The 19242-nt window shown below is 70.6% G+C and carries 19 protein-coding genes and 1 tRNA gene; 13 read left to right on the forward strand and 7 right to left on the reverse strand.

Annotated features, from left to right (window positions below):
- Positions 1-207: 207 nt before the first annotated feature.
- From NYZ98_RS27815 to NYZ98_RS27825, 3 genes are all read left to right on the forward strand, one after another.
- Positions 208-1194: a hypothetical protein gene (locus tag NYZ98_RS27815; protein WP_262846509.1), complete on the forward strand. Its 987-nt coding sequence runs from the start codon at positions 208-210 to the stop codon at positions 1192-1194.
- A gap of 13 nt (positions 1195-1207) precedes the next feature.
- A complete protein-coding gene (locus NYZ98_RS27820) occupies positions 1208-2194 on the forward strand; it encodes a class F sortase (RefSeq protein WP_262846510.1) in 987 nt (328 codons plus the stop codon).
- Positions 2195-2430: 236 nt separating this feature from the next.
- Positions 2431-3576 (forward strand): acetyl-CoA C-acetyltransferase, encoded by a 1146-nt coding sequence (locus NYZ98_RS27825; RefSeq protein ID WP_262846511.1) that lies wholly within the window; start codon positions 2431-2433, stop codon positions 3574-3576.
- 605 nt (positions 3577-4181) lie between these two features.
- Here the strand turns inward: NYZ98_RS27825 and NYZ98_RS27830 are convergent.
- The 4 genes from NYZ98_RS27830 to NYZ98_RS27845 all read right to left on the reverse strand — a co-directional run bounded on the left by NYZ98_RS27830 (position 4182) and on the right by NYZ98_RS27845 (position 7633).
- Positions 4182-5555 carry a sensor histidine kinase gene (locus NYZ98_RS27830; RefSeq protein ID WP_262846512.1) on the reverse strand — a complete coding sequence of 458 codons (1374 nt, stop codon included), beginning with the start codon at positions 5553-5555 and terminating at the stop codon, positions 4182-4184.
- Complete coding sequence (locus NYZ98_RS27835; protein WP_262846513.1) at positions 5552-6274, reverse strand: response regulator transcription factor; 723 nt, start codon at positions 6272-6274, stop codon at positions 5552-5554. The genes NYZ98_RS27830 and NYZ98_RS27835 overlap by 4 nt, the downstream gene beginning before the upstream one ends.
- Before the next feature lie 11 nt (positions 6275-6285).
- Complete coding sequence (locus NYZ98_RS27840; RefSeq protein WP_262846514.1) at positions 6286-6786, reverse strand: DUF5666 domain-containing protein; 501 nt, start codon at positions 6784-6786, stop codon at positions 6286-6288.
- Between the two features lie 133 nt (positions 6787-6919).
- Positions 6920-7633, reverse strand: coding sequence for a class I SAM-dependent methyltransferase (locus NYZ98_RS27845; RefSeq protein ID WP_262846515.1), 714 nt, complete (start codon positions 7631-7633; stop codon positions 6920-6922).
- 285 nt (positions 7634-7918) lie between these two features.
- Here NYZ98_RS27845 and NYZ98_RS27850 point away from each other — a divergent pair, with 285 nt between their 5' ends.
- Both NYZ98_RS27850 and NYZ98_RS27855 read left to right on the forward strand, forming a co-directional pair.
- On the forward strand, positions 7919-8401 hold the full coding sequence (locus tag NYZ98_RS27850) for an RNA polymerase sigma factor (RefSeq protein WP_262846516.1): 483 nt from the start codon (positions 7919-7921) through the stop codon (positions 8399-8401).
- The gene (locus NYZ98_RS27855; RefSeq protein ID WP_262846517.1) at positions 8388-9194 is read left to right on the forward strand and encodes a hypothetical protein; all 807 of its coding nucleotides are present in this window, start codon (positions 8388-8390) and stop codon (positions 9192-9194) included. Before NYZ98_RS27850 ends, NYZ98_RS27855 begins: the two co-directional genes overlap by 14 nt.
- Before the next feature lie 77 nt (positions 9195-9271).
- Here the strand turns inward: NYZ98_RS27855 and NYZ98_RS27860 are convergent, their stop codons facing one another.
- Complete coding sequence (locus tag NYZ98_RS27860) at positions 9272-9778, reverse strand: hypothetical protein (protein ID WP_262846518.1); 507 nt, start codon at positions 9776-9778, stop codon at positions 9272-9274.
- A 454-nt stretch (positions 9779-10232) separates the two neighbouring features.
- On the opposite strand from NYZ98_RS27860, the gene NYZ98_RS27865 reads away from it, so the two are divergent.
- Together NYZ98_RS27865 and NYZ98_RS27870 are read left to right on the forward strand one after the other, a co-directional pair.
- On the forward strand, positions 10233-11828 hold the full coding sequence (locus NYZ98_RS27865) for an RNA polymerase sigma factor (RefSeq protein ID WP_262846519.1): 1596 nt from the start codon (positions 10233-10235) through the stop codon (positions 11826-11828).
- Positions 11829-11857: 29 nt separating this feature from the next.
- The gene (locus NYZ98_RS27870; RefSeq protein ID WP_262846520.1) at positions 11858-13552 is read left to right on the forward strand and encodes a hypothetical protein; all 1695 of its coding nucleotides are present in this window, start codon (positions 11858-11860) and stop codon (positions 13550-13552) included.
- A gap of 201 nt (positions 13553-13753) precedes the next feature.
- Here NYZ98_RS27870 and NYZ98_RS27875 read toward each other — a convergent pair whose 3' ends face one another.
- A complete protein-coding gene (locus NYZ98_RS27875; protein ID WP_262846521.1) occupies positions 13754-14773 on the reverse strand; it encodes an adenosine deaminase in 1020 nt (339 codons plus the stop codon).
- 99 nt (positions 14774-14872) lie between these two features.
- Here NYZ98_RS27875 and NYZ98_RS27880 point away from each other — a divergent pair, with 99 nt between their 5' ends.
- From NYZ98_RS27880 to NYZ98_RS27890, 3 genes are read left to right on the forward strand one after another with little or no spacing between them, the layout of a single operon-like run.
- Positions 14873-15136 (forward strand): SigE family RNA polymerase sigma factor, encoded by a 264-nt coding sequence (locus NYZ98_RS27880; RefSeq protein ID WP_262846522.1) that lies wholly within the window; start codon positions 14873-14875, stop codon positions 15134-15136.
- Positions 15060-15368, forward strand: coding sequence for a sigma-70 family RNA polymerase sigma factor (locus tag NYZ98_RS27885; RefSeq protein ID WP_262846523.1), 309 nt, complete (start codon positions 15060-15062; stop codon positions 15366-15368). Before NYZ98_RS27880 ends, NYZ98_RS27885 begins: the two co-directional genes overlap by 77 nt.
- Positions 15365-16303, forward strand: a complete 939-nt coding sequence (locus NYZ98_RS27890; RefSeq protein WP_262846524.1) for a hypothetical protein — start codon at positions 15365-15367, stop codon at positions 16301-16303. Before NYZ98_RS27885 ends, NYZ98_RS27890 begins: the two co-directional genes overlap by 4 nt.
- A gap of 197 nt (positions 16304-16500) precedes the next feature.
- Here NYZ98_RS27890 and NYZ98_RS27895 read toward each other — a convergent pair whose 3' ends face one another.
- A complete protein-coding gene (locus NYZ98_RS27895) occupies positions 16501-17706 on the reverse strand; it encodes a pyridoxal phosphate-dependent aminotransferase (RefSeq protein WP_262846525.1) in 1206 nt (401 codons plus the stop codon).
- Positions 17707-17886: 180 nt separating this feature from the next.
- Here NYZ98_RS27895 and NYZ98_RS27900 point away from each other — a divergent pair.
- The 3 genes from NYZ98_RS27900 to nusG all read left to right on the forward strand — a co-directional run bounded on the left by NYZ98_RS27900 (position 17887) and on the right by nusG (position 19168).
- Positions 17887-17959: transfer RNA gene (locus NYZ98_RS27900), tRNA-Trp, on the forward strand.
- A 74-nt stretch (positions 17960-18033) separates the two neighbouring features.
- A complete protein-coding gene (gene secE / locus NYZ98_RS27905) occupies positions 18034-18291 on the forward strand; it encodes a preprotein translocase subunit SecE (protein WP_262846526.1) in 258 nt (85 codons plus the stop codon).
- 76 nt (positions 18292-18367) lie between these two features.
- Positions 18368-19168 carry a transcription termination/antitermination protein NusG gene (nusG, locus tag NYZ98_RS27910; RefSeq protein WP_262846527.1) on the forward strand — a complete coding sequence of 267 codons (801 nt, stop codon included), beginning with the start codon at positions 18368-18370 and terminating at the stop codon, positions 19166-19168.
- Positions 19169-19242 lie beyond the last annotated feature (74 nt).

The raw sequence follows: 19242 nt of genomic DNA on the forward strand, positions 1-19242 counted from the left end.
TCGTCCCTGGGAGTCTTGCACCATTGGTCACACTGGTCACAACATCGCGTACGGAACGTAATCGGTTCCGGCGGGGCTGACGGGCTTGTCAAATTAATGTTGGCCGAACCGCGATCGGCTGACCTGCGAACATGTCTCGAAAGGGTGACGGGAGCGCCCAAAGCACAGCGAGGCGGGACGAAGGCTCCGTAGGATCTGTATCGAACTGTGACCACGGTCTGGGATTCTGATACGCCTGGCAAACCGGTCAACGCCGCTGAAATGGAGAGATACGTGCTGAAGTCGAAGGCACGCCGTCGCATCGCCACCAGGGCTGCCGTGGCCGGAGTCATCGGTACGGGCGTTGCGTTAGTCGGTATCCCAGCAATCGGAGCCTTCGCCACTCCCGTGACCGTCACGTACAACTGCAAGCCTTCGACGGGCAGCGGCGAAGGAACGAGCTACGCGTTCTCTGTCGACCTGACGGCATCGAATGTGACGCCTACTCCGAGCCAGACGGTCACCGCAACGCTGAAGGTCGCGCAGCCTTTGACCGGCTCCTCGTTGCCTGCGCCCTCGACTGTGCCCTCGACGGACTATGTCTGGGTAGAGGGTGAGGTCATCGTCACTCCTGGTCCAGGGAGTTCGGCGCTTCTTAGTAGCACCCCCACGGCGACCTCTTCGGTACTGGCAGGCGCCACAGCCTCAGCCAATAGCCCGCTCCCGCTCCCCCTGCAAGGCGGGATCGTAACGATCGTTCCTACTGCAACGGGTGTTGTGGGGCTTCAGGCGGGATCCTTCATCATCAAGGTGGGCCCCACCGGGACGGCCGGCACGCTTCCGACTGCGATCTACACCTGCGCGCTGCCGACCACAGGTGCGCCTGTCCCCGCCAAGCTGACGATCACCGTCAAGACCGCCGCACCAAACTCGTCGCCCACGGATACCGATTCGGGGTCGCCTTCGCCTACTCCCACGTCGCCGACGCCCACGCCGACGCGGTCGAGTCCCAAGCCGACGCACACCGTGTACGAGACGGTGACGAACAAGCCGTCGCAGCAGGTGACGAAGAAGCCTGGTGGTGGGGCGTCCACTGGTGGAGGCGGGGACGCGGGGCCTGATGGGCGGGCGTTCGTGCTGGTCGGTACGGTTCTGGTGGCCGGGGCCGGGGTCGGCGGGCTGATGATGCGCCGCCGGCGCCCGCAGCGGGGCTGATCGGGGGCCGCGCATGACGACGCCACCCGAACACGAGCCGCCGGAGGGGTACGAGGACCAGGTGCCGGAGGGGTACGAGCACCCGCCGGAGGGCTACGAGTACCAGCCTTCGGATGGCCATGAAGGTTATCCACAGCCTGTGCACGGCCAGCCGTACATGCCGCAGGTGATCTACCAGTACCCCGCGCACGCCGGTTCTTACGCCGGGCACCCGGGACCGGACGGTCAGTGGCACGGGGCGGAGCAGAAGGCCGATCGCGGGCAGATCATGCGCGCCGTCCTCATCCTCGCCGCCGTCGCGGGCGTGGTCACGGTCGTCGTCGGGCTGCTGTTCATGGCCGGCGCGCCGGAGGAGTACGGGCTGACCGACGCCCGCACCCCGCTCAAGCTCCAGGCCCAGCCGCCCGCCAACCAGGCGTTCGCCCCGTCGGTAGGACCGGGTGGGCCGGGACAGCCGTTGACCCAGGCGGATCCAACGGCGCCCGCTCCTGTGCCGACGCTCCCGCCCGCGCCGCCGATGCAGCCGTCCACCCCGAAGCGGCTCGTCATCAAGAAGCTCGGCATCAACGCGCCCATCATGTCGGTCGGCACCGACAAGTCGGGCGCCATCCAGACCCCGCCCGGCAACAACCCCAACCTGGTCGGCTGGTACCGGTACGGCCCGACGGCGGGCCAGGCCGGTCCCGCCGTGATGCTCGGCCACAAGGACACGACGACGCGCGCGGCGGTGTTCGAGCGGCTGCACGAGCTGCAGAACGGCGACACCGTCGAGGTCACCCGCATGGACGGCACCGTGGCCGTCTTCACGGTCGGCGGCATCGAGCAGGCGGACAAGAAGACCTTCCCCACCAACCGCGTGTACGGCAACGCCGACGCGGCGGAACTGCGCCTGATCACCTGCGGGGGCACCTACAACCGGCTGACCGGTCACTACGTGGACAACGTCATCGTCTACGCGAGGATGACCAGCACCCGGAAGGGCTCCTCCACGCGTCGATGACCCGTGTGGGGAAACTCGACGCGAGGATCATTTGTAGCGGGAATCCTCGACGCGACGATGACCTGTGCGAGGTGCCGCTGGAAGGACCGGTGGCGGTCGGGTGTTGTGACAGAAGAGATGGCCGGCGTCGGCGGACGTGACAGGACTCTCACATCTGCGCGGACGATTATTCTGTTATAACCTCGTATAGACCGAACAATGCTCGGTTTCATGTGGGACGGAACCCAGGAGGCACTGTGGCAGAGGCGTACATCGTCGGGGCGGTCCGTACCCCCGTCGGCAAGAAAAAAGGCGGTCTGTCCACCGTCCACCCCACGGACCTGGCCGCTCACACCCTCAAGGCCCTGGTCGACCGTACGGGCGTCGACCCCTCGGCGGTCGAAGACGTGATCATGGGCTGCGTCATGCAGTTCGGCCCGCAGAGCATGGACATCGCGCGCAACGCCTGGCTGTCGGCCGGCCTGCCGGAGTCCGTCGCGGGCGTCACGATCGACCGGCAGTGCGGTTCGTCGCAGCAGTCGATCCACTTCGCGGCCCAGGGCGTCCTGTCGGGCACCCAGGACCTCGTGGTGGCGGCCGGTGTCGAGTCGATGAGCATCGTCCCCATGGGGTCGAGCATCACCGCCGCGCTGGAGAAGGGCATGCCCTTCCCCTTCGGTGAGAAGTGGGTCGAGCGGTACGGGAAGCAGGAGATCTCGCAGTTCCGTGGCGCGGAGCTGATGTGCGAGAAGTGGGGTCTCAAGCGCGACGAGCTGGAGCGTTTCGCGTACGAGAGCCACCAGCGCGCCGCCAAGGCCATCGCCAACGGCTACTTCAAGGACCAGATCGCCCCGATCAACGGTGTCGAGGACGACGAGGGCCCACGGCCGGACAGCACGCTGGAGAAGCTGGCCCAGCTCAAGGTGCTCCGCGAAGGCGGCCAGATCACGGCGGCCACGTCCTCGCAGATCTCCGACGGCTCGGGCGCGCTGCTGATCGCCTCCGAGCAGGCGGTCAAGGACCACGGCCTGACCCCGAGGGCGCGCATCGTCACGCTCGCCCTGACCGGCGACGACCCCGTGTACATGCTGACCGCGCCCATCCCGGCGACGCGCAAGGCGCTCAAGAGGGCGGGACTGTCGATCGGCGACATCGACGTGACCGAGATCAACGAGGCGTTCGCCCCGGTGCCGCTGGCCTGGCTCAAGGAGATCGGCGCGGACCCGGACAAGACCAACCCGAACGGCGGGGCCATCGCGCTCGGCCACCCGCTCGGCGGCACCGGCGCCATCCTGATGACCAAGCTGCTGCACGAGCTGGAGCGCACCGGCGGCAGGTACGGCCTGCAGACGATGTGCGAGGGCGGCGGCCAGGCCAACGTCACGATCATCGAGCGCCTCTGACCGAGCCGCGAGCCGCGCACCGGCGGAGGGCGTCGGCGTGGTACCGGTTGGTGAGATGTGAAGACGGCGGTGGCCCGCCCCGGGAAGGTGGGGCGGGGCACCGCCGTTTTCGCGGGGTTCTGGAGAACCCCTGGTGCGGCCGGTCAGCGTCCCTTCGGCTGTCGCCGAGGCGGCGTGACACGCCGTACGGGCGTAGGCGGCACCGGGATCCGGCGCGGCGCCGGAGGCAGGTCGTGCCGCTCGGGCTGCGAAGAGCCCTGGATGACGCCCGGCTGGATCACCGGCTGCGGAAACCCGGGCTGGACCCCCGTGAGGGGAAGGCCGGGCTCTTGGGTCGAGGTCTTCGTGTTCTTGGCGGGATTACCGCTCTTCTTCTGGCCGGAACGATCACGCATGGTGGGTCTCCCTTACGGATGACGACGCGGCAGGGAAGTCATGCCGGTCGGAGCCTCAGCCGCCGCGTCAGATGGACGGGACCAGAGAGCCGAGTGCCAGGACGATCAGCCGGGACGGCCGATCGGCGCTGTCAGTAAGGAAAAATGCGCATGCCTCGAAGGTACGATTCCGCCCCCCGGCCGCACAACTGATTAAACGGAGCCCGAGGGTCAGCGGTTCTCGGGGGGCCAGGCGTTCGTGGGGGCGAAGGCGGGGAGTTCGACGCGGACGAGGGTGCCCTGGCCCGGTAGGGAACGCAGTGTCGCCTGGCCGCCGTGCGCGGTGGCGATGGCCTGGACGATCGCCAGGCCGAGCCCGCTGCCGTCCCCGGGCGAGGCGTGGTGGAACCGGTCGAAGGCCAGCGTCGCGTTCTCCGGCGTCATGCCCGGCCCGTCGTCCGCCACCTCAAGGACGGCCGGCGGCGTCACCCGCACCATGGCGGTGGTGCCCGGCGGGGTGTGCGCGCGGACGTTGGCCAGGAGGTTGACCAGCACCTGCCGGATCCTGGCCTCGTCGACCACGGCGACCATCGAGTCCGGCGCCTGGACGGTCACCGGGTGCCCGGGGTTGAGCGCGCTGAAGTCGTCGGCCACCTCCACGGCCACTGCGGCCAGGTCGGCGGGCGACATGGCGAGCGGCGCGCCCTTGTCGAGGCGGGCCAGCTCCAGCAGCTCGGAGACGAGCCGGGTCATGCGGGTCGCCTCGTCCTCGATGCGGCGCATGACCTGCGGGACCTCCTCCTCGGGGATCGCCCCCTGGCGGTACAGCTCGGCGTACCCGTGGATGGTGGTCAGCGGGTTGCGCAGCTCGTGGGAGGCGTCGGCGGCGAACCGGCGCACCCGTTCCTCCGACGCCCACCGCGCCGCGAAGGCGTCCTGGATGCGGGTCAGCATGACGTTGATCGTCGAGCCGAGCCGCCCGGCCTCGGACTTTCCCTCCGGCATCCGCGCCGACAGGTCACCGCCTTCGGTGACGAGCTGGGCGGTTCTCGTCATCCGCGACAGCGGGGCGAGCCCCTTGCCGATCAGGAACCGGCCGAGCAGGACGAGCAGGGCCATCAGCACGGCGCCGGTGAGCAGCTCGGTGAGGACCAGCCGCTGGACCGCCTCGGTGACCTCGTCGAGCGGTACGGCGACGACGACGATGCGGTTGCCCACGTTCATCCGCGCCGCCGCGCCGCGCAGGCGGTCGGTCAGCGCGAAGGGCCGGCCGCTGTCGGCGAGCGGCCCGAGCGTCACCGCCCCCATCCGCTCCAGCGTGGCGGGGACGTTCGGCGCCTCGGGGTCGTCACCGTCGACCAGGCGCCCCCGGCTGGTGGTGAGGTTGAGCATGGCGACCGCGTACGTCGGGCCGGCGTTGACGAGCGCGACGCCGGAGGACCGGACGAGCCGCGCGGCCGAGGCCCTGGCCGCGGCGGCGAGCGTCGCGTCCGTACGGTTGATCATGTGCCCGCGCAGGACGAGGACGCTGACGACCGACAGCACGGCGAGGCCCACGGCGGTCACCGAGAGCAGGCCGGCGAGCAGGCGTCCCCTGAGCGTCATAGGTCGGGCGCGGGCCGCAGCGCGTACCCCACGCCGCGCTGGGTGTGGATCAGCGGCGGCCCGTGCGGGTCGAGCTTGCGCCGCAGGTAGGATATGTAGGTCTCCACGACCTGCGACTGGGTGCCGAACCCCCAGACGTTCTCCAGCAACTGGGCCTTGGTGAGGACCTGGCCGGGGTGCCGCATGAGGAAGGCCAGCAGCCGGAACTCGGTGGGGGACAGCTCGACGGGGTTGCCGGCCCGCCGCACCTCCCAGCGGACCTCGTCCAGCTCCAGGTCGGCCACGGCAAGGACGGCCTGGTCGTCCGGCGCGGGGGACTCGCCCGCGCCGCCGCGCGTACCGCTGCGCCGCAGTACGGCCCGCGCGCGGGCGACCAGGGCCTCCACCAGGAACGGCTTGGTGACGTAGTCGTCCCCGCCGAGGGTGAGGCCGTGCACGGTGTCGGCGGGGGCGTCGCGCGCCGTCAGGAAGATGACGGGAACGTCGTCTCCCTGGGCGCGCAACCGCCGGCACAGCTCGAACCCGTCCAGATCGGGGAGCATCACGTCCAGCACGAGGAGGTCGGGCGATCCGGACCTCGCGATCTCCAGCGCCTCGTACCCGCGCGAGGCGCTCACCACCTCGAAGCCGTGGAACCGGAGCGCGACGCCCACCAGGTCGCGGATGTTGCGCTCGTCGTCGACGACGAGGACCCGTGGTCTCTCCGTCTGGTCGCTCATGGGTCCTTCGATCACTCCTTGGTGCGCTTGGGGACCACGACCCCCTGTGCCTTACGGGCGTCGCCGCTGGGCTGCCCCAGGACGAAGACGGTGTCGCCCGTGGCTACCGCCGACGACGTCGACTTCGCACCATTCTTGCGGACTTTGGTATCGGAGGTCACGGTCCACGTCCAGCTCACGCCGTCGGCGCTCTTGACGGTGAGCGAGGTGGCGGACGCGGCGGTCACGGCGCCGCGCTGCCAGGTGTAGGTGGCGAAGTCGCCGCGGGCGCGGACGGTGGTGTCGCCGTGGATGCCGATGAGGCCCCGGCGGATCCCGATGCGCAGCTTCGGGTTGTCCTTCGGCGCCTGGGTGAGGCTGACGGCCTCGTCCGCCGCGGAGTCCGCGGACAGCAGTTCGTAGGGGACGCCGCCGGACTGTGACTGGCGGCCCACGGCGACGCCGCCGAGGACTCCCGCGGCCAGGGTCCCGGCCAGGGCGCTGCCGATCACCGCTTTGGATAGGTTTCTCATGTCTCCAGATCACCTTCCCCGGCTAGGAGATGGGCGAGGAAACCCTGGGATAACCCGGAGAAACCGTGGGTGACGGGTCGGCGGACGCGGCGCGCACCGGGTCGGCGGTCGTGGGATCGGCGGGTGGCGGGGGTCAGAGGGGGACGCGGGCCACGCAGAAGACGGTCTGGCCGAAGGGGGGCCGGACGAACCGCTCGATGAACCGGGTCGTCGGCACCACCGTGCGGTCGTAGATCTTGACCAGCCGGGGGTCGGGGTAGCCGACGCCGCCGCGACGCACGGCCGCCCACCAGGCGATGCCGCCCAGGAAGTTGATCGGCTTGAGCACGTCGGCCGTCAGGCCCGCCTCGGCGACGGTCTTGGCCAGGGTCTTCGGGGTGTAGCGGGTGACGTGACCCACCTTGCGGTCGAAGTCCCCATAAAGCTGCATGTAGCCGGGCACCCAGATGATGATCCGGCCGCCGGGCTGGGTGACCCTGGCCAAAGAACGCAGGGCCTCGACGTCCTCCTCGATGTGCTCGAGGACGTTCATCATGACGACGGTGTCCACCGGGTCGGCCAGCGGGATGTCGGTGGGCAGGCCGAACTGCAGCACGTCGATGTCGTCCCGGCCCTCGAAACGCTTTCCGAGCTGTTCGACGCAGTAGGGGTCGAAGTCGCTGACCACCAGCCGGTCGAGCCGGGGCAGGAACTGCTCGGCGAAGTGGCCGAGGCCCGACCCGATCTCCAGCATCGACCGGCCGACGTGCGGGGCGACCATGTCGAACTCGTACTGCCGGTAGTTCTTGGCCTCATCGCCACCAAGGTGGTTCTCCAAGGCCTCGTCACCGGCCGCCGGTTGAACCACGCGGTCATACCCAGACATGCGTCCCGCCCAGCTTCGCTCACTCAAAAACCGCGGTCCTCGGGGAACCACGGTCACGGATGGGGTCCGAGTCTAGCCGCCCGTCCTCTGCGAGGGCTCCAACTTCCCCAGGAGGGGTGCGGTAAACCGGCGGCCCGCTTGCCGCCCCTTTGCGCTGAAGAGCCGGGGAAACTACGTTGTGTCGCTGAAGGATGAGCCAAGGAGCCCCCGACGGACGACGACGAGGCGATAACCCGGTCCCTGGCCGGTGACGTCGCCGCCTACGAGGTGCTGGTCGCGCGCTACAGCGCGGTGGCTCACCGTACGGCCGCCCTGCTCGGGGCCGGTGACGAGGCCGAGGACGTCGTCCAGGAGGCGTTCGTCAAGGCCTTCCGCCACCTCGCGGGCTTCCGGCGCGACGCCGCGTTCAAGCCGTGGCTCCTGCGCATCGTGGCGAACCAGACCCATACGACGACCCGCGCGCGCGGGCGCCGCGGGGAGCTGACGCTGAGGATCGGCGCCCAACCTGAGCTGCGCGTACCCGACGATCCCGAAGGCGCCGTCATCGCCACCGACCGGCGGGCCCGGCTGCTGGACGCGGTGCGGGCCCTGCCCGAGCGGGAACGCGAGGCGGTGGTCTGCCGGTACTTCCTACAACTGTCGGAAGCGGAGACCGCGGAGGTGCTCGGGTGCCCTCTCGGTTCGGTGAAGTCCCGGACGTCCCGGGGACTGGCCAGGTTGCGGAAGGAGGTGGGCCGTGAACTCTCCTGACGACTTCGAGGCCGAGCTGCTCGCACTCGGCGAGGCCCTCGACCTTCCCGCGCCGCCGCCCTCCGACGTGGCCAGGGCCGTACGCGCCCGCCTGGAGGAAGCAGGGCCGGTCAGCGACGCGGCGCCGTCGCACGGGCCGGTCAGCGACGCGGCGCCGTCGCGCGGGCCGCTGGGGCGCGGATGGTGGCGGCCGGGGTCTGAGCGGCGGAGGGTGCCCAGGTGGCGGTGGATCACCACGGGCGTCGCGGCCGTCCTCGTCGCGCTGGTCGGGCTGACCCCGCAGGGGCAGGCCGCGGTGGCGCACGTCCTGCGGTTCGCGGGCATCGAGATCCACATCGACGAGCCCGGGCCGCTGCCCACCGGAATGCCGAGGCCGCTGCCCGGCGAGACCCGCGTTTCCCTCAGCAAGGCGCGGGAGACGGCGGGCTTCCCGATCATGGTGCCCGCGGAGCTCGGGGAGCCGCGCGACGTCCGGGTGGCCGACGGGGGACGCGTCGTCTCCCTGTTCTGGCCCGGCGTGCGGATGGACGCCTACAACGGGGTGCTGGAGGTGGTCTGGCGCAAGGACCTGGGCGAACCCTGGCCCGAGCAGGTCACGGTCGGCTCATCGCCGGGGTGGTGGATCACCGGGCCGCACGGCCTGACGTACATCCCGTCCAGCGGCGGCGAGACCGAGACGGTCGAGCGGGTGGCCGGTCCCACGCTGATCTGGCAGCGGAGCGTGGTCGGCTACCGGCTCGAAGGAGTGGCCGACCCCGCCAGGGCCAAGAAGATCGCCGAGTCCCTCCGCTAGGGCCGCACGCCGCCCGGGCCGGCCGCCGCGCCGGAACGTCCGGCGGGTCGGTCGTCGTGCCGGGTGGCACCGCCGGGTCAGCCGCCCGGCGGGGGCGGGGGAAGGGTGGGGCCGGTCTGGGTGTCGTCGCTCGCCGGGGGCTTGGTCGAGGGGGCGGACGTCGGCTTGGACGAGGACGGCGGTGGCGGGGGAGCGGTCGGGCCCGTCTGGGGGCGCGCGCTCTTGCTCGGCTTGACCGAGGCCTTCGGCGAAGGCGCCTTGGAGGACGACGGCGGAGGCGGCAGGGCCGTCCGGCGGGCGATCGGAGGCGTGGTCCTCTTGGTGCGCTTCGGCGCGGGCTCGGTGGCCGGCGGCGGCGGGGGCGACTCCACCCCGGCGGACAGGCCGGACGGGGACGCCTTGGACCGGGGGCCGGTGGGGGACTGGATCGCCGCCGGCACGTCGGACCCCTCGTCCGAGGGGCTGGGCCAGGCGAACCACAGGCCGGCGCCCGCCGCGACCAGCAGGGCCAGGCCGACCACTATCGGACCGCGACGGTCGTAGCCGAGCCGGCGCCGCGTCGGCTCGTCGTCGTCATCGTCCATGTCGATCGAGGTCTCCCACGTGCGCCACCGGTCGCCCCGAGGCTCACTTCCAGGGGATTCCTTCGCATATGGCGGACGGCGTCGTGGTGAGGGTGGATCATCCCAGTTGTCTGGCACGGATGCTCGTCTCCGGGGGCGTGATCGACTGCTACTCGGTGCGCGCGGGATCGACTGCTACTCGGTGCACATCGCCACGAACGTCACTGCATGTGCATTCATGTGTGGGTAAAGACCACTAGGCAGTCAACACAGTATAGAAGTTTGTTATGTAACAAAAGTGATATCAGACTCTTGCCCTTCCTCCCGTATATTTCTGACTGCTTTGCTAGTACCAGATTTATCATTTGCAACTATGTCAGGAGAGCTGAGCCCCGTGTCGAGGAGGGATGATCCTGCCGCGCTGGAACGCCTGTGCCGAGAGTATGGAGATCATCTCTACGATTACTGCCGGTCATTGCTGGACGACGACGACGCTATCTCCGCGACGGTGGGCGCGCTCTACGGGGCCGTCGCCCACACCGACCGGCTGTACGACGCGACGCGGCTGCGTGCCTGGCTGTACGCCCTGGCCAGGGCGGAGAGCCAATCCCGCCTCGCCGGCGTGGCACACAAGGGCTCCTACGCCCGGCAGGGACGCGGCGGATCGCCGGAGCTGGCGGTCGAGGTGCTCGCCTGCCTGGAACCGCGCGAACGCGAGATCCTCGACCTGACCCTGCGGCACGGCCTGAAGTCCGACGAGGTCGCCCGCGTGCTGGACATCTCGGTGGACGGGGTGGAGTCGGCCGCCCGGCTGGGCCGGCGGCACGCCGAGCAGTGGCTGGCCGCCGTCATGGACGCCCGGGGCGAGACCCCGAAGTGCTCGGTCCTGCCCGACCTGGTGAAGTCGTGGGCCGACTCGCCGACCCGGCTGCTGCGCGCCCACATCAGCCGGCACGTCCGTTCGTGCAAGGACTGCCAGGGCGCGCCGCCCAGCGTCACCATGACCGCCCTGATGACGCGCATGCCCATCCTCGCCAGCCCCGCGCCCTCGGAACACCTCTTCGCCGGCGCCGACTCCTCCTTCACCGCCGCCGAGACGCGCACCGAGAGCTGGCACCCCGACGGGTTCCCCGTGCAGCCCGACGTCCTTGAGGACCCGCCCCCGCCGGAGGCGCCGCTGACGGTCGAGGAGGGCTTCACCCCCGAGCGGCCCGCGGGCGCCAAGCCGCCGCCGGAGTTCTGGGAGCCCGACCCCGAGGCCGACGACCCCGAGAGCCGGATCCGATGGGGACGCGTCGGCCTGGTGACGCTGGTGTCGGTCGCCTCGACGGCGGTCATCTGGTCGCTGCTGTTCAACCCCAGCGGCGGCAAGCCCGTCGAGGTCGAGGCCGCGGGGGGCACGGTCGTCGTGACGCCGGGCGACTCGCTGCCGCCCCTGGTCGACTCCCCGCCCCCGCCGCCGCCCGGCGGCACGAGCGCCCCGGTCAGCACGGTGCCGAGGCTGCCTGGCGCCACCCGGCCGGGCGTGGCCCAGCCGACGAGCTCGGTGCCGGTGGTCCCGCCGCCCACCAGCTCCCGCCCCACCGCGTCGCCGACCAAGAGCAAGACCAAGTCGCCGACGACCAACAACGGGCCCAAGGACCCGCCGCCGCCGCCCAAGACCTCGCGCCCGACGGCGTCCTCCTCGCCCAAGTCCTCGCCCAAGCAGAGCTCCCAGCCCCAGACCAAGCAGTCGACCTCGGCGCCGCCGCCGCCTCCGCCACCCCCGCCGCCGCCGTCCTTCGCCGCGTCCAGCACGTCGGTGACCGTGCCGTCCGGCGGCTACCAGGGCTCGGTCTCGGTGCGCTCAGGCGCCGGATCGATCACCTGGAAGGCGGTGGGCAGGAACATCATCGTCTCGCCGGGCAGCGGGAGCACCGGGAGCGGCCAGAGCTCGACGATCTCGTTCACGGTGTCGGGCTGCGGCAAAACGGGCGAGGCCTACATGTCCATCTCCTGGTCGGGCGACAACCAAGGCACCAAAGGCTCCGGAACCATCGGGGTGGACATCTCCTATTCGAAACCCTGCTAGCCGACCCCCCTCACGAGGAGAGACCGCGAATGCCCCGACTCCGCAAACGCGAGTGGATCATCGCGCTCATAGCGGTGCTCTTCACCCTGACCATCGGCATCCCTACCGGCATGGCACTCGCCGACCCTGGCGCCACAGATGTGTCCAACAGCGAGTGTGACGACATCTTAGGCACCGGTACGCCCGAGTTCATGTACTGCTCCTGGATGGCCAAGACCCCCAAGGACGCGCTGGACGTCGTCCGTTTCTGGGCACGCAACGACGGCGAGAAGCTGAAGGAAGCGGTGCCCTACCCGGGGCCGGTCCTGTTCTGCACCGACGCGGGCAACAAGGGCCCGGGCATGCAGGACTGCGCCGACAAGGATCAGGTGCTGTGCAAGTACGACCAGAGCGCCGGCAAGTACGTCTGCAAGGACACCAGCGGCAACATCACCAAGCCGCCGGAGAAGGCCTGTCTCGGCGGTGAGTTCGACTGCTCGGGAGGCGGTTCGAGCGCCTCGGCCGCGCCGACGACCAATTCCGGGCGGGCCACCGCCAGCGCGGTCCCCTCGACCGTCGGTGATCCGCAGGCCGAGGACCAGCCGGTGAGCCAGAACCAGGACCAGAACACCACGCAGAACCAGACCAACCGCCGTAACCAGCCCAACTCAAGCGGACAGCCGAGCACCGCACCGCAGGGCAGCCAGGCCCCGATGGTCGAGACCTCCACGGCCCCCGAGGGCACCCAGGAGGTCGCCACCCCGAGCGCCAGCGCCGGCGACCCCGCGCCGACCGCGTCCGCCGAGCCCGAGCCCAGCGCCCCGGCCGACCCCGAGCCGAGCGCCACCCCGACCGCCTCCAAGAAGCCAATCGCCGCCCCGAACGACGCCACCGGCAAGGCCGCCGCCACGGCGGTCAAGCTCGGCATGCGGGTGTGGATCGAAAGCGAGCTGGCCCCCGCGTGGACGGCCGGCAAGGACCAGTTCGACGCCGCGGTCGCCTCCATGGCCGCGCAGGCGAGCAGGCCCGGCGTCGTGGGCGTGAAGTTCGCCCAGGACCTCGGCTACTGGGGCTTCAAGTCCGCCACCGACGTCCGCAAGTTCGTCAAGGACTCCTCCGCCGCCCTGCGCGCGGCGATGCCGGCCGGCAAGCAGCTCGCGGTCGACGTCGTGGTGCCCGAGATGGGCTGCGGGGTGTCGGAGCCCTGCCAGGCCGCGCTGCGCGGCAAGTACCCGCTGATCACCCGGTCCAACGTCGAGAAGTACGTGCTGACCGGCGACGTCGACCACGTCAACGTCTCCAGCGGCCTGTTCGCCAGCGAGTACGCCAAGTACAAGATCACCGCCGACAAGGCGCTGCGCAACCAGTGGATCGCGATCCGCGCCCGAGGCTGGGACACCCGGGTCCACATCGGGGCCAGAGAGGTGGGCCTGGCCCACAGCGGCGCCAACAAGCTGACCGCCGCCCAGGCCGAGGCCGCCGCCAAGCTGCGCGTCGACCTGCCCCTGCAGGCGGGCGTGCAGACGGTCATGCTGTGGACCCACCGGCAGGAGTGGGACGGGAGCACCTGGCGGCTCCTGGACCAGGGCCTGGCGACGAACACCATGTGGAAGGCACTGCAGGCGCGCAAGGGACTCGGCCGCCTGTCGGTCACCTTCGACGCCAGCGACCCCGAGAAGGGGATCACGCAGGACCTCTCCAAGCTCGCCGAGGTCTTCGACGAGGTCTACATCCACTCCCAGTGATCGGCCTCCGGTGGGCGGGCGCGCCGCCCACCGGACGGCCACGGCCAGGCGGACGCCCGGCGGAGAACCCCCACTCCGCCGGGCGTTCGTCCGTTCCGGGGTCTCGCGGGACGCTGTCGGTGCCGGGCCAGGGACCCGGCTCCGGGGATCGTGAGGTGCGGTTCGGCTCTCGCGGGACCACGTGGTCTCGCCGGAGCGGCCTCAGCTTTCGGTGGCGAGCCAGGAGTCGATGGCCGTCAGCATCTCCTTCTTGGCCGCCTCCGGCGCCGTCGAGGCCCGGATCGACTGGCGGGCCAGCTCGGCCACCTCCGCGTCGCGAAAGCCGTAGACGTCGCGCGCCAGCTCGTACTGGGGCAGGAGCCGCGCCCCGAACAGCAGCGGGTCGTCGGCGCCGAGCGCGATCGGCACCCCCGCGTCGAACAGCCGCTTCACCGGCACGTCGGCGATGCGCTCGGCGACGCCGAGCCCCACGTTGGACGTCGGGCACACCTCGCAGGCGATCTGACGGTCCGCGAGCCGTTCCATCAGCCGCTCGGACTCCGCGGCCCGGATGCCGTGGCCGATGCGGTCGGCGTCCAGGTCGTCCACGCACTCGGCGATGCTCGCCGCCCCCGACAGCTCGCCGCCGTGCGGCACGGCGAGCAGCCCCGCGCGCTTGGCGATGCGGAACGCCCCGTCGAAGTCCCGCGCCCGGCCGCGGCGCTCGTCGTTGGACAGCCCGAAGCCGACGACGCCCTTGTCGGCGTACTGCGTGGCCAGGCGGGCGAGGGTCTTGGCGTCCAGCGGGTGCCGGGTGCGGTTGGCCGCCACGACCACGCCGATGCCGACGCCCGCCGACCTGCCCGCCTTGCCCGCCGCGTCGAGCACCAGCTCCAGCGTCGCGGTGAGCCCGCCGAAGCGCGAGGCGTACCCGGAGGGGTCGACCTGGATCTCCAGCCACCGCGACCCCTCGGCCGCCTCGTCCTCGGCGGCCTCGCGCAGCAGCCGGTACACGTCCGCCTCGCGCCGCAGGACCGAGCGCGCGATGTCGTACAGCCGCTGGAAGCGGAACCAGCCCCGTTCGTCCGTCGCCCGCAGCCGGGGCGGCCAGTCCTGCACCAGCGCGTCCGGCAGGTGCAGTCCCTGGTCCCGCGCGAGCTCCAGAAGGGTCGAATGCCGCATGGATCCGGTGAAGTGCAGGTGGAGGTGGGCTTTTGGGAGTTCGTCGAGCGGGCGTGCCATCTCCATATCCTGCCGTATGCCATCCGCGCGCCGTCGGCGACTCCGCCACTCAACCTCCGCGCACCTTGGTGCGTTGGGAGGGGCGAAAGGGGACCTGCCATGACGGAAGAAGACGAAGCGGCCTTCGACGAGTTCCTGGCCGCCCGGAGCACGGCTCTGCTCCGCACGGCCATCCTCGTCTGCGGCGCGTCGGCGCACGACGCCGAGGACCTGGCGCAGGGCGCCCTGGAGAAGGTCTACCGGCACTGGCCGAGGATCCGGCACGCCGGAGGCGTACGCGCGGCGGGTGGTGGTCAACGCCGCGATCTCCCGGTCCCGGCGCCGCAAGGTGATCAACGAGATCACCTTCGCGCGCCCCCCTGAGACCGAGGCCCCGCAGTCCGATCTCGACCTGCGGGACGCCCTGCTGGAGGAGCTGCGGCGGCTTCCCGCGCGGATGCGCGCCGTCGTCGTCCTGCGCTACTGGGAGGACCTTTCCGAGATCGAGACGGCCGCCCTGCTCGGGTGCTCGCTCGGAACGGTGAAGAGCCAGGCCGCACGGGGTCTGGCCAGGATGCGGGCGCGCGTCGGCGCCCTGAAGGGAATGTCGGTATGAGCATCGAGGAAGAGCTCAAGGAAGCCATGGCGGCCCGCGTCGCCGATGTGCGCGCGCCCGCGATGATGGGCGCGGCCGTACGCCGCAGGCACCGCTCGCACGTGGTCCGGTTCCGCACGGCGGGCGCGGCGGCGCTCACCGTGGTCGTCGCGGGCGCCTTCCCCGCCTACACGGCGCTGACCTCAGGGCCGTCCTCGCTCGGGGGAGGCCCGGCCGCCGGGCCGACGGAGCCGGCCGTCCCGCCCTCGGACGCATCGCTCGTCCCGCCCTCGGACGCTCCGCCCGTCACACCGTCGGGGGACCCGACGACCGGCTTCACCCCGGGGGTGCCGTCGGGGGATCCGACGACCGGCTTCTCTCCGGGGGTGCCGTCGGAGAGCCCTCCGGACGGGGTGGACATGGCCTCGCCCGAGCCGATGCCCAGCGACGCGTTCACCGCCGCCCCGAACGACCGGCCGACGGGCATGCCGCAGGATCTCGGCGACCTGGGGGACGGGCGGGAGTTCGGCGGCATCCGGCTGGGCTATCTGCCCGACTTCCTCAAATGGGGTGGATGGTCGGGCAAAAATGGATTCGGCGTGACCAGTTACACGACCACGTTCGACGAGCCGGGCGCCAAGGACGGCGTGTACGGCGTGCAGGTCGTCGTCTTCGAGGGCCAGGCCGCGCAGCGCGTCAAGCCCCTGCTGCGGACCTACCGCGCCGCCTCTGAGCGCCGCGTCTCCGTCCACGGGGCCGAAGGCGCGCTCGCCGCGCTCGGGGAGGGGTCGGAGGTCACCGAGGACAACAGCGGAACGCCGACGATCGTGTGGTTCCCCAAGCGGGACCTGGCGATCGAGGTCATGATCAGCCCGGTCCTGGCGGAAAGACTCGGCGCCAAGGACACCCGGCGTGAGCTCAAGAAGATCGCCAACGGGGTCGGCGTGACGGACTGACCGCGAACGGGACGCTCCACGCGTCGGTCCGCGCGCACGGAGGTCGGACGCGCACGGAGGTTCCAGGCGATACGGCGATACGGCGGTACGGCGGTACGGCGGTACAAGAAGGCCCGGGGCGGCGTGCCCCGGGCCTGCTGTGTCCGAACGTTTCACGCGATGTCCGGACAGGGCCGGAATCGCGGGGAGAGCCCGGATCAGTGCGCCTCGGCGAGGAGCTTTGCGATGCGGCTGACGCCCTCGACGAGGTCGTCGTCGCCGAGCGCGTACGACAGGCGGAAGTAGCCAGGGGTGCCGAACGCCTCGCCCGGGACCAGCGCGACCTCGGCCTCCTCCAGGATCAGCTCGGCCAGCTCGGCCGACGTCGCCGGGCGCCTGCCGCGGATCTCCTTGCCCAGGACTCCCTTGATCGAGGGGTAGACGTAGAAGGCGCCGAACGGCTCGGGGCAGACCACGCCGGGGATGTCGTTCAGCATGCGGACCATGGTCTGGCGGCGCCGGTCGAACGCCTCGCGCATGGCCGCCACGGCCGACAGGTCGCCCGTGACGGCCGCCAGGGCGGCGGCCTGGGCGACGTTGGAGACGTTGGAGGTGGCGTGCGACTGCAGGTTGGTCGCGGCCTTGATCACGTCCTTGGGCCCGATCATCCAGCCCACCCGCCAGCCGGTCATGGCGTAGGTCTTGGCGACGCCGTTGAGGATGACCACGCGGTCCCGCAGCTCGGGCACGGCGGTCGCGATGCTGGTGAAGGTCGCCTCGCCGTAGACGAGGTGCTCGTAGATCTCGTCGGTGACCACCCACAGGCCGTGCCCGGCGGCCCAGCGGCCGATCTCCCCGACCTGCTCGGGGGAGTACACCGCGCCGGTGGGGTTGGACGGGGAGACGAACAGCAGGACCTTGGTGCGGTCGGTGCGCGCCGCCTCCAGCTGCTCGACAGAGGCGAGGTAGCCGGTGGTCTCGTCGGTCACGACGTCGACCTGGACGCCGCCGGCGAGCTTGACGGCCTCGGGATAGGTCGTCCAGTAGGGGGCGACGACCAGGACCTCGTCACCGGGGTCGAGCAGGGTGGCGAACGCCTCGTAGACGGCCTGCTTGCCCCCGTTGGTGACCAGGACCTGCGACGCCTCGACCTCCAGGCCGGAGTCGCGCCGGGTCTTGTCGGCGATGGCCTGCTTGAGCTCTGGAAGGCCGCCCGCCGGGGTGTACTTGTGGAACCTGGGGTTCCCGCAGGCCTCGACGGCGGCGGCGACGATGTAGTCGGGCGTCGGGAAGTCGGGCTCGCCGGCGCCGAAGCCGATGACCGGGCGACCGTCCGCCTTCATCGCCTTGGCCTTGGCGTCCACGGCCAGAGTGGCGGACTCGGAGATCGCGGATATGCGCGCTGAGATGCGAGGACGGGTCATGCCTTCCATGTTTCCAGACGTCTCGGACCGCTGCCGCCGCATATCCATGATGTGGACAAGGGCGAGAATGCCGTGACGTGGCAGACGAGTTGGTTCGACGTGAGGCGCATTCCCCCGTACACTTCTGCAACTAGTGAGCGACGCGCCCCCGGCTGCTCGGGGTAAGGTGGTTCACGGCATAGGGCACTAGCGCAATTGGTAGCGCACCGGTCTCCAAAACCGGCGGTTGGGGGTTCGAGTCCCTCGTGCCCTGCGGAGTGCGGTCCGCGCACCGATGGCGTGTATGCCGCCGAAAGTTGCGTAGGAACGACGGATCAGGTGAGGACTGTGGCGATCGACACGCGCGGCGAGGCCGCTGACAGGCCGAGCAAGCCGTCCGGCCAGGCCGTTAAGAAGCGCACCTCTCCCGCACTTTTCTACCGGCAGGTGGTCGCCGAGCTTCGCAAGGTGATCTGGCCGACGCGCAAGGATCTGATCTCTTACACCACGGTGGTCCTCGTCTTCGTCCTGATCATGGTCGGGCTCGTGTCCGGGATAGACTTCTTGCTCACGAAGGGTGTGCTGGCGGTCTTCGGCGGAGCCTGAGCCGGCCGCCACGCGACAGCCGCCCACGACCGGGCGGCAGAAGATCGCCCCATCGACGAGAGAAGAAAGAGTCACCGTGTCCGAGTCCCCACTGTCGGCTGGCGCATCCCACGATGAGTGGGAGGGCGAGCCGGAAGAGGCGGTCGAGACCACCGAAGAGCCCGGCACCGCCGAGGTCTCCGGTGAGACCGACGAGTCCGGCGACGCCGGCGCCTCCGGTGATGCCGAGGAGTCCGGCGAGGTAGCCGAGGCTCCCGCCGTTGACGAAGACGGTGACCTCATCCCCGACGTCGATCCCGTCGACGAGTTCAAGCGGACGATGCGCGGCCTTCCCGGCGAGTGGTACGTCATCCACTCCTACGCCGGTTACGAGAACCGCGTGAAGTCCAACATCGAGACCCGCACCCAGTCCCTGAACATGGAGGACTACCTCTTCCAGGTCGAGGTGCCGGTCCACACCGTCACCGAGATCAAGGGCGGCAAGCGCACCCCGGTCAAGGAGCGCGTGCTCCCCGGGTACGTGCTGGTGCGCATGGAACTGACCGACGAGTCCTGGTCCGCGGTGCGCAACACGCCGGGTGTGACCGGGTTCGTGGGCCTGTCCAACCGGCCCAGCCCGCTGAGCATCGACGAGGTCGCCAAGCTCCTCGCGCCGGAGCCGACCGAGCAGGCCAAGACGACCGCCGCCAAGGCCGCCGCCGCGACCGTCGACTTCGAGGTCGGCGAGTCCGTCACGGTCATGGACGGCCCGTTCGCCACCCTGCCCGCCACGGTCAGCGAGATCAGCGCCGAGTCGCAGAAGCTCAAGGTGCTCGTCTCGATCTTCGGCCGTGAGACCCCGGTCGAGCTCTCGTTCAACCAGGTCTCCAAGATCTGACGACAACCCGGTCCCGGTGCTCCCGTGGCCCGCATACACTGATAAGTCGTCCCCACGGGTCAGCCCAGCGCGGC

This window comes from Sphaerisporangium corydalis (genome assembly GCF_025506355.1).
GTDB classification, from domain to species: domain Bacteria; phylum Actinomycetota; class Actinomycetes; order Streptosporangiales; family Streptosporangiaceae; genus Sphaerisporangium; species Sphaerisporangium corydalis.